Source organism: Lactimicrobium sp. (assembly GCF_036453465.1).
Classification (GTDB): Bacteria; Bacillota_I; Bacilli_A; order Erysipelotrichales; family Erysipelotrichaceae; genus Bulleidia.
Genome location: NZ_JAZHUW010000054.1, coordinates 1 through 12,373, shown reverse-complemented (window position 1 = coordinate 12,373; position 12,373 = coordinate 1). Strand labels below are relative to the sequence as shown.

Here is a 12,373-nt window from a genome sequence, read left to right as displayed (position 1 = left end):
TGAGAAAGGATCCATTGTGTACGTCGATGGTGCCACCTGTTACAACGATCTGGCAAATACAGCAGAGTGCAAGGTAAAGCATCTGGTCGGACATGAAAGCTATAACAAAGTTGAGCATCTGAACACAGTGAATTCCATTCATTCAATGATCAAGAGGATCTATGCCTACTACCGTGGGGTAGCCACCAAGTATCTGAACAGATACATGGCTTTGTTTATCTTCATGAGAAGGCTGAAAGAAATGGGCAGCAGTGAAAAATCAGAGAAACTGATAGGCACAATCAAGTGGTTTCACTGCCACATCACCAGGAAGAGTTTAAAGGAAGAGCATTTATTCACTGTTCATGCGGAAAATTAAGAAGCTTCTACCCAAGTGGGTTAATTAAACGTTTTCTTTTTGTGAAAGAGAATATCAGAACGTTAGATAGCTAACTACAAATAATGATAGACTTTTAGTGATCAGTTGACTTACAATACTGTTCGCAGTCTTTGTGGGGAATTGATTGATGATTCTGATCCCCGCTTTTTCTTTAGGAAGAGGCGGCTGTATGATGTATTTATATAGGGAAAGGAGTATTTATGCTTAAAACACTGCTGAAAAGTCTGCGTGAGTACAAGCGGGCAACCATCCTGACGCCGATCTATGTCACGGGTGAAGTGGTATGTGAAGCCATGATTCCGTATCTGATTGCCATGCTTGTCAATGACATCAAGGCCGGTGCCGGTCTGAGTGTGATCATGGGCTATGCCTGGAAGATGCTGCTGCTGGCCTTTGCGTCACTGGCCTGCGGCTGGCTGGCCGGTGTCTATTGTGCTGACAGTGCCTGTGGCTTTGCCAAAAACCTGCGCCATGATGTGTTCTACAACATCCAGGGTTTCTCATTTGCCAACATTGACCAGTTTTCACCGGCATCGCTTGTGACAAGACTTACGACAGATATCAATAACGTACAGATGTCATTCATGATGATTATCCGTACCGCTGTCCGGGCCCCGATGAATCTGATTTTCTCCTTCATCATGGCCTATGTGATGGGCGGCAAGATGGCTTTTATCTTCCTGATTGTCATACCGTTCCTTGGCGTCGGCCTGTATATTGTGGCTAAAGCTGCCATGCCGTTGTTCCGCAAAGGCTTCCCGAAGTATGATGCCCTGAATGAATCGGTGGAAGAGAACGTCACCGGCATTCGGGTAGTGAAGTCCTATGTGCGGGAAGACTATGAAGAAAAGAAGTTTGACCATGCCTCCCAGGAAATTCAGAAGATCTTTACCAAGGCAGAGCGCATTCTTGCCTGGAACAACCCGCTGATGCAGTTTGCTATTTATGGGGTCATGCTGTTTGTGCTGTCCATTGGTTCCAGAACTGTCATTGTTTCCCATGGTCAGGCATTTGATGTCGGCCAGCTGTCAACGATGCTGACATACTCCTTCCAGATTCTTGTTTCCCTGATGATGCTGTCCATGATCTTTGTCATGATCACCTTCTCTGCCGAGAGTGCCGAGCGTATTGCTGAAGTGCTCAAGGCTAAGAGCACACTGACATCGCCGGAACATCCGGTGATGGAAGTCAAGGATGGCTCGATTGACTTTGACCATGTCGCTTTCAAGTACAATCCGCTGGCGGACCGCCATGTGCTGGATCATATTGACCTGCACATCAAATCCGGTGAAACCATTGGTATCATCGGCGGCACGGGTTCTTCCAAATCCTCTCTGGTTTCATTGATTCCGCGTCTGTATGATGTGACCGAAGGTACGGTCAGAGTGGGCAAGGAAGATGTACGCAACTATGATCTGAAGGTATTGCGTGATTCTGTTGCCATGGTTCTGCAGAAGAACGTATTGTTCTCAGGTACGATTGCGGACAATCTGCGCTGGGGCAATCCGAATGCCACAGATGAAGAGATCAAACAGGCATGTCATCTGGCCTGTGCAGATGAGTTTATCAATCAGTTCCCGGATGGCTACAATACCCGCATTGAGCAGGGCGGCACCAACGTGTCCGGTGGTCAGAAGCAGCGTCTGTGTATTGCCAGAGCACTGCTGAAAAAGCCGAAGATCCTGATCATGGATGATTCGACCAGTGCGGTTGATACAAAGACAGATGCTTTGATCCGCAAGGCAATGAAGGAATATATTCCGGAAACAACCAAGATCATCATTGCCCAGCGTACATCTTCTGTGGAAGATGCAGACCGCATCATTGTCCTGGATGATGGCAAGATCAATGCTATCGGTACTTCTGAAGAACTGTTAAAGACAAACAAGATTTACCAGGAAGTCTATACATCACAGAACAAGGCTGGCACCGAAACAGTGGCAGCTGGTTCCAAGGAGGCTGTGGCAAATGCATAAGAAGAGTGTTGGCCAGACCGTAAAGCGCCTGATTAAGATGGAGTTCAGTTTCTTCCCGAAACTGCTGCCATTTGTTATCTTTCTGATCGTTGTCAATGCGGTCATTTCCTCCATTCCAAGTATCTTCCAGCAGAAGGTGATTGCCGTTCTGCAAGATGCCTGGACCAATGGTCTGGAATGGAGCCAGGTATCCGGACAGATTCTGCATCTGTGCCTGATTCTTGGCATTCTGTATGCCATTTCCCTGATTGCCGGTTTTGCCTATAACCAGCTGATGGTAGTCATTACCCAGGGATCTCTGCATAAGATGCGGATTACCATGTTCAATCACATGGAGTCTCTGCCGATCCGTTACTTTGATACCAATAAGCATGGCGATATCATGTCGCACTATACCAATGATGCCGATGCTCTGCGGCAGATGATTTCCCAGTCCTTCCCGCAGCTGATGATCAGTGCTATTACTTTGATTACGATTCTTTGCATCATGCTGTATTACAGCATTCCGATGGCACTTGTCATTATCATCGGCTCCATTGTTTCGATCATCATCACCAAAAAGGTCGGCGGCAAGTCGGCCCGCTACTTCATTGCCCAGCAGAAATATGTGGGCAAGACGGAGGGCTTCATTGAAGAGATGATCAATGGCCAGAAGGTCATCAAAGTGTTCAACCATGAAAAGGCTGCCGAAGCAGACTTTGACAAGGTGAATGAGGAACTGTTTGTGGCATCCCGCAATGCCAACAAGTACTCCAATATTCTGATGCCGATTCTGAACAATGTCAGCTACATCATCTATGTGTTTGTGGCAGTGGCCGGCGGTATCTTCATTGAGAAAAATGTCCCGAATTTCTCTATTTCCGGACTGCCGTTCTCCATTGCCGTGGTGGTGCCATTCCTTGGCATGTCCCGTCAGTTTGCCGGCAATATCCAGCAGATTTCACCACAGATCAATGCCATTGTCATGGGCCTTGCCGGTGCTGAGCGTATCTTTGACCTGCTGGATGAGCAGCCGGAACAGGATGAAGGCTATGTCACCCTGGTCAATGCGACGGAAAAGAATGGCGTGCTTGAGGAAACAAATGAGAAGACGGATATGTGGGCCTGGAAACATCCGCATCAGGCCGATGGTTCTGTCACCTACACCCCTTTGAAAGGTGATGTGCGTTTCTTTGATGTGACCTTTGGCTATACACCTGAAAAGACGGTTCTGCATGATATCACCCTGTATGCAAAACCGGGCCAGAAGGTGGCCTTTGTCGGTGCCACCGGTGCCGGCAAGACAACCATCACCAACCTGATCAACCGTTTCTATGACATTCCGGATGGCAAGATCCGCTATGACGGCATCAATATCAATAAGATCCGTAAGTCTGATCTGCGCCGTTCTCTTGGTATTGTTCTGCAGGATACGGTGCTGTTTACCGGTACCGTCATGGACAATATCCGCTATGGCAGACTGGATGCGACCGATGGTGAGTGCATTGCCGCAGCCAAGCTGGCTGGTGCGGATGGCTTTATCCGCCATCTGCCAAAGGGCTATCAGACAATGCTGACAGGAAACGGCACCAATCTGTCCCAGGGACAGTGCCAGCTGCTGGCTATTGCCAGAGCTGCTGTTGCCGATCCGCCGGTCATGATCCTGGATGAAGCAACATCATCCATTGATACACGTACGGAGCAGATCGTACAGCAGGGTATGGACAGACTGATGCAGGGCAGAACGGTATTTGTCATTGCCCACCGTCTTTCCACGGTCAAGAACTCCAATGTTATCATTGTCCTTGACCATGGCCGCATCATTGAACGCGGTACTCATGAAGAACTGCTTGCCCAGAAGGGACAGTATTATCAGCTGTATACTGGTGCTTTTGAGCTTGAATAAGCAGAATTACAAACAGGCAGAGGAAGATTCCCCTGTCTGTTTTTACATATGCAAAAAGAAGGAATTCAGGCTGTGATAACCTGGATTCCTTCTTTGTCTAACTGTGCTTTGATATCTTCAGAAAGTCTGTCATCGGTGATTGCGATTTTGGGCTGATCAGGTATGTGCATGGCAATGGTGACATTGTCTTTGAACTTTTCACTTTCAGTGAGAATGACCATTTCCTGTGCGGACTGGGACATGTCTCTGACAGCCTGACAGCGCATCTGGTCTTTGTTGGAAAAGCCGGTTATGGCATTCCAGCCATCGGTGCCGGCAAAGAAGTAATGTACGCTGTACAGCTGGGCTGCCTGTTTGACCATGGGGCCGACCAGACATTGGGAAGAGGGCTGATAGATGCCTCCCAGCAGGACGGTCTGTACAGGCAGATGGCGGATATAGTCCGCAATGAAGGCAGAGTTGGTGACGATGGTCACATTCTTCTTTTCTCTGGCAATCGTGGCTGCTAACAGTGCACAGCAGCTGCCGCTTTCAATCATGATCGTATCGCCATCCTGGATGAGATCCGCAGCCTTTCTGGCAATTTTCTGCTTGGCTTCATAGTGATAGGCAAGCCGGCCGTTGATGTTATCCGTGGATAACAGCTGGGCATAGCCATGCACTCTGCGGATCACACCTTTTTCCTCCAGTTCATCCAGATCCTTGCGGATGGTCACCTGAGATACAGCCAGTCTTTCGGACAGTGATACCACTTCCACTTTCTTCTCTCTGGTCAGAATTTCCAGAATCTCTGTCAGACGTTCGTTCTTTTTCATTGCGCATCCTTTCTAAAAGAAGGCATTGATCTCATGATCAAGAAATACCTTCTGATAGTCCTGCAGATCTTCCGCATGCAGGGCTTTGACATTTTCATACGCATATGCCTTGCCAAGCATGGCATACTTGTTTTCACCAAACTGATGAAATGGCAGCAGCTGGCATCTTTGTGCACCAACCTGTTTCAGTGCTTCACAAAGTCCTCTGGCATCATCCAGACTGGCATTGAAGCCGGGAATCACCGGGATTCTTGGCAGTACATCTTTGCCCATGGCAATGGCAGCCTTCATATTGGCAAGAATGTTTTCATTGGATACGCCGGTGTATTGTTTGTGCTTTCTGGCATCATAATGCTTGAGATCCATCAGTACATAATCCACATGGGTGATCACATCCACAAAGGTCTTCTGATCACAGGCACCGGTAGTTTCACAGCATGTATTGATGCCATCTTCATTGGCTGCTTTCAGCAGTTCAATGGCAAAGGCAGGCTGTGCCAGCATTTCCCCACCGGACAGGGTGATGCCGCCATTGCTTTCTTCATAGAAGGGCAGATCCTGCATCACTGTTTTCATGACTTCCCCAACACTCTTTCTTTCACCCTCCAGTGATAAGGCATGGCCCGGACATTCTTTGACGCAGATGCCGCAGCCATCACACAGATCATGGTGGATGCGGATGGATTCACCCTGTAAAAAGACAGCGTTCTTTGGACATGTCTGAAGGCAGTGATGACAGTGCAGACATTCTTTCCGGTCCCAGAGAACCTGTACCTTTGTACTCTGGCTTTCCGGATTGGCACACCAGGCACAGTGCAGCGGGCAGCCTTTTACAAAGACAACCGTGCGGATACCTGGTCCATCATTGACACTGAATTTCTGAATGTTGAAGACAACTCCTGTTTTACTGCGGTCAGCCGACATATCTGATCTCCTGTTTCTTATAAAATCCTAACATAGATATCTTTTTATTCAAATAAAATATTACGAATGAAAGTTATTATGATTTACCTTGAAAATATCATTGACTGAATATGCAGAATCAGCTACCATATATCTGCGTACAAAATAATAAATAGTTTCATATGAAACTATAGAGGAGGCAGGTATGGAAAACAGTGAACATTTCGGCAGACTGACAGACCGCATGCAGGCATTTCGTGAGGAAGTGCTGGATGAAAAGCCGTATATCGATGCCGAAAGAGCGATTCTGGCTACGCAGGCTTACAAAGAGAACCAGAATCAGCCGCGGGTGATGATGCGTGCTTTGATGCTGAAAAAGATTCTTGAGAATATGACAATTTATATCGAGGATAAAACGCTGCTGGCTGGCAACCAGGCATCCAAGAACCGCAATGCACCGATCTTTCCGGAATATACGATGCAGTTTGTGATAGATGAGCTGGATCTGTTTGAAAAGCGGGATGGGGATGTTTTCTATATTACCGAAAAGACAAAGCAGCAGCTGCGTGAGATTGCACCGTTCTGGCAGAATAACAATCTGCGTGCCCGTGGAGAAGCCTTACTGCCGGATGAAGTGAGTGTGTTTATGGAGACCGGTGTGTTTGGCATGGAGGGTAAGCTCAATGCCGGCGATGCCCATCTGGCTGTCAATTATCAGAGACTGCTGAAAGAGGGATTGAAAGGATATGAAGATCGGGCAAGAAAGCTGCAGGCTGCACTTGATCTGACGGATCCGGATGCCATTGATAAAAATGTGTTTTATAAAGCAGTTCTGATTGCCATTGATGCCGTGCATGGCTTTGCTTTGCGCTACAGCAGACTTGCCAAAGAAATGGCTGTAAAGGAAAGCGATCCCTCCCGTAAAAAAGAACTGGAACAGATGAGTGCAATCTGTGCAAAGGTTCCCTATGAGCCGGCTTCTTCGTTCTGGGAAGCCGTGCAGTCTGTCTGGTTTATCCAGCTTGTTCTGCAGATTGAATCCAACGGACATTCTTTGAGCTATGGCCGTTTTGATCAGTACATGTATCCGTATTTCATGCATGATCTTCAGAATGAGCGGATGACAAAGGCACAGGCACTGGAACTGCTGACCTGCCTCTGGATCAAGACACTGACAATCAATAAGGTACGCTCTCAGGCCCATACCCTTTCTTCAGCTGGTTCGCCGATGTATCAGAATGTGACGATCGGCGGTCAGACAGTGGATCATAAGGATGCCGTCAATGAACTGAGCTTCCTCGTATTGCAGTCAGTGGCTCAGACACGTCTCACCCAGCCTAACCTCACGGTCAGATGGCATCACAATCTGAACAAGAAGTTCATGGATGAATGTATTGAAGTCATGCGGCTTGGCTTTGGTATGCCTGCTTTGAACAATGATGAAGTGATCATTCCTTCCTTCATCAAATGGGGTGTTAAGGAAGAAGATGCGTATAACTATTCGGCCATCGGCTGTGTGGAAACGGCAGTGCCAGGCAAGTGGGGATACCGCTGCACGGGGATGAGCTATATCAACTTCCCGCGTGTATTGTTATGTGCGATGAATAATGGCGTGGATCTGACCAGTGGAAAACGGTTTACCAAAGGCTATGGATATTTCAAGGACATGACAAGTTATGAACAGCTGATGGATGCCTGGGATAAGACGGTCCGGGAAATGACACGGTATTCGGTGATTGTGGAAAATGCGATTGATAAGGCAAGTGAGAGAGATGTGCCGGACATCCTGTGTTCTACTTTGACAGATGACTGTCTTGGCCGTGGCAAGACCATCAAAGAAGGCGGTGCTGTCTATGACTTTATCTCCGGCCTGCAGGTAGGCATTGCCAACATGGCAGATTCTCTGGCAGCCATCAAAAAGCTTGTCTTTGAGGAAAAGAAGATCACACCGGCACAGCTGTGGGATGCGATTCTCGACAACTTCTCTTCGCCTGCTTCTCAAAAGATTCAGGATATGCTTCATGATGCGCCGAAGTATGGCAATGATGATGACAGTGTGGATCAGCTTGTGGTGGATGCCTATGATTCCTATCTGGATGAGATCAGAAAGTATCACAATACGCGCTATGGCAGAGGTCCGATCGGCGGGATCCGCTATGGCGGCACTTCTTCCATCTCGGCAAATGTCGGCCAGGGCATGGGTACCTGGGCAACGCCGGATGGCAGAAAGGCATGGGAGCCATTGGCGGAAGGATGCTCACCTGCTCATAATGCGGATAAGAACGGCCCGACGGCTGTGTTCAAGTCGGTTGCCAAGCTGCCAACTGAAAAGATCACCGGCGGTGTACTGCTGAATCAGAAGATGACGCCTTCCATGCTGGCAAAGGCAGAGAACAGACAGAAGCTGGAGATGCTGATCGCCGGATTCTTCAACCGCTTGCATGGCTATCATGTCCAGTACAACATCGTTTCAAGAGAAACGTTGCTGGATGCGCAGGCACATCCGGAAAAGCATAAGGACCTGATCGTACGGGTGGCTGGCTACAGTGCGTTCTTCAATGTATTAAGCAAAAAGACACAGGATGATATTATCGGCAGAACCGAGCAGTCATTGTAAGAGAAAAGAGGCAATGGATATGAAACTGATGATTGATGATGCACATCTTGATGAGATTCAAAGAATTTATGATCTGTATCCGGTGGATGGGGTGACAACCAATCCTTCCATTCTTGCCAAAACAGGAAAAGATCCCCGCACTGTATTAAAAGAAATCCGGGCTTTCATTGGTGAGGATCAGGTTTTGTTTGCCCAGGCTGTGGCATTAAGTGCAGAGGGTATGGTGAAGGATGCTCATATGATCGTGGATCTGATTGGTGAAAAGAATACGGTTGTCAAGATTCCCAGTATTCCAGAGGGCTTCAAGGCCATCCGGATGTTGAAGAAGGAAGGTATTTCAACATGTGGAACGGTTGTCTATACACCGATGCAGGCTTATCTTGCGGCCAAAGCAGGTGCCAGCTATGTGGCACCCTATGTCAACCGTATTGATAACATGGGCTATGACGGTATTGCTGTAACTAAAGAAATCCATGATATTCTCACGAAGAATCACATGGATGACTGCATGGTGCTTGCTGCATCCTTCAAGAATTCTCAGCAGGTCATGGAATTATGTAAATATGGCGTAGGTGCTGCCACAGCAGCGCCATCGGTCATTGACGGCTTTGTTAAAAACGCTGCCATTGATGGTGCTGTTCAGGACTTCATCAATGATTTCCAGAAACTGACAGGCTGCACTGCCATGTCAGATCTGGACTGATAACAGCAAAACTACACTGCACTTCACTGAAAACTACACTCAACTTCACAGTGAACTACACTACTTCATCGAAAAACAGGGGCTTTGTATAATCTGTACGCGGCTCCTGTTTTTCATATTGCATGATGATTGCGCTGCGGTTATTTCTGATGGACCAGTGCATGATTGCTTTGATATTTTGCAGAACGATCACCAGGATGCTCGATCAGAAGCCCAGCTTTGACAAGACGGGCGATTGAGTTTTTCCTGAAATATGTAGACGGCGTGATGCTCAGATATTCAGCAATCTCTTTTATTGTTTTGGCCTGGCGAAAGGTGAAACCAAGAATTGCCAGATCATTTTTACCTGTTGTCAGAATATCACAATAAACTTCTGGAATTCTGTCATTGTTCTGACTGATGGCTCCCTGTTGATATGTCAGATCAGGAAGGGTGAGTGTAAAGGATGAGCCGTCAGCGGAAATATAAGGTTTATGATTCAGATCGGCACTTTGGTAATCTTCTTCAATTTTGTCAAAGCCTGACCCTTTCTTCTCCATATATTTGCAGAGCTCGAGAACAGCACATATGACTTCGTTCCGTCTCCTCGGCACGATGGATGCGATATTTGTTTCGTGCTGCAGATTTCTGACACCCAGAAGCGAGCCGGGAGAAGTTATTTCCAAACGATCTTTGAAGATATTCACTTCCACCTGTGTGCCGGAGATGAAATAATTGCGGTGCCCGACGGCATTGACAATGCCTTCTGTAACGGATCTTTCCGGATAGGAATAATATGCAACCCGGGTCGTGGATTCTTTGCGGAATCCATTTACAGAATGATCCATTACAAAGGCTATGGCATCATGAATAATGTCAAGCAGATTTCCTTTCAGCTCCTGATGGGCAAGAACGATATCACTGCCTTTTGTATATTGCGGCCAGAAGGTACATACGGTTTCTGTATCCTGGCGGCTGTAATTGTCTTTAAAAAGCAGTGCACCGCGGGAAAGATGTTTATCCTGTGACATGAAGCCAATGGAAATCAACTGCTTTTCACTGATGGTCCATTTACGTTCTTTAACCAGAGACAGCAGCTTACTGAAATCTTCAGGGTGATATATTTCATCCGTAAAAGATTGATCAAAGGGAATTTGCTCACTCATCAGTACCAGATCCCGGATCTGCTCAGGTGATGCTGTCTGGGTCTGGCCGTAATTACGGATATAAATACCAAGAAGGCCTTTTTCATGCAGTGCCACTGGAAGATTCTTACCTGGAGAAACACTGATTTCAATGACATAGCGTGTCTGTGCTTCACCACTGACAGGAATAGATCTGATGTCAAGACCGAGTCCCGGTTCTACCTTTTCTTTAACCTGTCGGTAGACCATGCGGATCACCTGATCTGCAGTCAGATGATCCAAGGCACAGATTTTATGCGTTTTATCCTCAACCCCAACGTACAGTTTTCCTCCGTCCGTATTGGCAAAAGCACACAGGGTTTTCAGCCAGCCGATTTCCGCTTGCTTTCCCTTTTCATCCTTTCCTTCTTTGATAATGCCTTTAAACTCTGTATTTTTGTCTTCCAGATTGACCCCGGGAATGAGCTCTTCAATGTACATTGGCATTCACCTCTGATTCAAATTTTAAGGAAAAATAATGATGCAGTAAAGTAAAACTTCACTCAACTTCATTAAAAACTACACTGAACTTCACTGTAAACTACACTAAGCTTCACTAACATCTACACTACTTCACTAAAAAAGAAGCTTTGTGCCATGTGCACAGAGCTCCTGTTTGTCTTAATTGATATTATTGATCTGCTGTTTTGTGACGAGTGGATAGCTTGCCAGTGTATTACCGTCCAGGTTTTTATGGTGCATATTCACGGCTGAAATCTGGCTGTTGTCATAGGTGCGGTAATAGTAGATGCCTTTTTCCATGTTGCAGCAGGAAGAGTAGATGGTGATTTCATACTTGCCATCACCCAGATCACAGCAGCCTCTTTGCTGTTCTACGGAGCCAAGGATGTGGAAGAACTGGCTGACAGAAGAATCTTCATCGTCTGCTGAAACAGAATTCAGCTTGGTGAAAGCTACTTTGACAAAGCGGCTTCCGGAGGAAAGATCACCCGGCAGGCCGATGCCGCCCATGCCGCGGCTGTATTCATCCAGATTGATCTTACCAAAGGCGGATGGATGAGAAGCGGCGGATACATTTCTGTAATCATTGAGGCGGAACAGCTGCTTGTCAAACGTCGGGTTGTTGGTCATGACACCAACCGGATTGTCATAGACATGCAGGCCGTCTTTAGTGGATTCGACAACAATCGAACGATTGAAATCTGTGATCATCCAGTGCAATGGTGTAATCGGCAGTTCTTTGGAGAAAGGTATGTTGACAAGACGGATCTTGTTAAGAAGTGCTTCTGCCTCTGTGACATCTTTGCACTGTCCCAGAATCCAGGGGATGAATTCAAATGGCGAAATCTCATCTTTGCCATCATGAACAGGTTCCGGGAAATAACCGTTGCCAGCAAAGTTCAGCCCGGCCATGGAGAGACCGTCTTCATTGGTGGCATCGTAATACAAGGGATAGCCGTTGCAGACAAAAGCCATGCCGATCAGTGCCTTATGGGCTGTCAATATCTCTTTGGTACGGAATGGCAGCGGGAAATTGCGCGGTGTAATGGTGACAGACTCCTGATAAGAAAACTCAAGATCAAGGTTTCTGCCAAAGTAATGATCTTTTGTATGATATGTTGCACATGTGCACATAACGTTTGCCTCCTTCATAGAATGCACAGCATCTTCCTATATTATAGTACACTGCAATCAGATAGATAATATCGTTACAGATGATACGAAAAAGATATAATCTTAACTTCCAGAAAAATTATCCCTCACATTGAGATTGGCAGATTCTGAGAGTGAATTTCTCCAGTATTTATCGAAGAAATTCACTCTTTTTTTATGCTCTGGTGGTATAATACTAGTGGGATAATTATACCACCAGCGAGGCTGCTATGTATCTTAATTCAAGAGTTAAAATTCCTTCTGATAAGGGTAAAATTTCTATTAAATCTGTTCGCGGTTATCAGTATGTTTACTATC

9 protein-coding genes are annotated in these 12,373 nt (G+C 46.6%); 5 read left to right on the top strand and 4 right to left on the bottom strand.

Annotated elements, in window-relative coordinates; translation table 11 throughout:
* The 3 genes from SOI44_RS10095 to SOI44_RS10085 all read left to right on the top strand — a co-directional run.
* Positions 1–358: transposase (locus SOI44_RS10095; protein ID WP_331349089.1), on the top strand; the 358-nt coding region annotated here is incomplete at its 5' end.
* A 221-nt stretch (positions 359–579) separates the two neighbouring features.
* A complete protein-coding gene (locus tag SOI44_RS10090; protein WP_331349088.1) occupies positions 580–2,355 on the top strand; it encodes an ABC transporter ATP-binding protein in 1,776 nt (591 codons plus the stop codon).
* Positions 2,348–4,240, top strand: coding sequence for an ABC transporter ATP-binding protein (locus SOI44_RS10085; RefSeq protein WP_331349087.1), 1,893 nt, complete (start codon positions 2,348–2,350; stop codon positions 4,238–4,240). Before SOI44_RS10090 ends, SOI44_RS10085 begins: the two co-directional genes overlap by 8 nt.
* Positions 4,241–4,305: 65 nt before the next feature.
* On the opposite strand, the gene SOI44_RS10080 is transcribed toward SOI44_RS10085, so the two are convergent.
* Both SOI44_RS10080 and SOI44_RS10075 read right to left on the bottom strand, forming a co-directional pair.
* Entirely contained in the window at positions 4,306–5,055 is a 750-nt protein-coding gene (locus SOI44_RS10080) for a DeoR/GlpR family DNA-binding transcription regulator (RefSeq protein WP_331349086.1), read from the bottom strand.
* 12 nt (positions 5,056–5,067) lie between these two features.
* The gene (locus SOI44_RS10075; protein WP_331349085.1) at positions 5,068–5,979 is read right to left on the bottom strand and encodes a glycyl-radical enzyme activating protein; all 912 of its coding nucleotides are present in this window, start codon (positions 5,977–5,979) and stop codon (positions 5,068–5,070) included.
* Positions 5,980–6,163: 184 nt separating this feature from the next.
* Between SOI44_RS10075 and SOI44_RS10070 the strand changes: the two genes are divergently transcribed.
* Together SOI44_RS10070 and SOI44_RS10065 are read left to right on the top strand one after the other, a co-directional pair.
* A complete protein-coding gene (locus SOI44_RS10070) occupies positions 6,164–8,575 on the top strand; it encodes a glycyl radical protein (RefSeq protein WP_331349084.1) in 2,412 nt (803 codons plus the stop codon).
* Between the two features lie 19 nt (positions 8,576–8,594).
* Positions 8,595–9,278: a transaldolase family protein gene (locus SOI44_RS10065; protein WP_331349083.1), complete on the top strand. Its 684-nt coding sequence runs from the start codon at positions 8,595–8,597 to the stop codon at positions 9,276–9,278.
* A gap of 140 nt (positions 9,279–9,418) precedes the next feature.
* On the opposite strand, the gene SOI44_RS10060 is transcribed toward SOI44_RS10065, so the two are convergent.
* Together SOI44_RS10060 and bsh are read right to left on the bottom strand one after the other, a co-directional pair.
* Positions 9,419–10,882, bottom strand: a complete 1,464-nt coding sequence (locus SOI44_RS10060) for an ATP-binding protein (protein ID WP_331349082.1) — start codon at positions 10,880–10,882, stop codon at positions 9,419–9,421.
* Between the two features lie 180 nt (positions 10,883–11,062).
* Entirely contained in the window at positions 11,063–12,037 is a 975-nt protein-coding gene (gene bsh / locus SOI44_RS10055; protein ID WP_331349081.1) for a choloylglycine hydrolase, read from the bottom strand.
* Positions 12,038–12,373 lie beyond the last annotated feature (336 nt).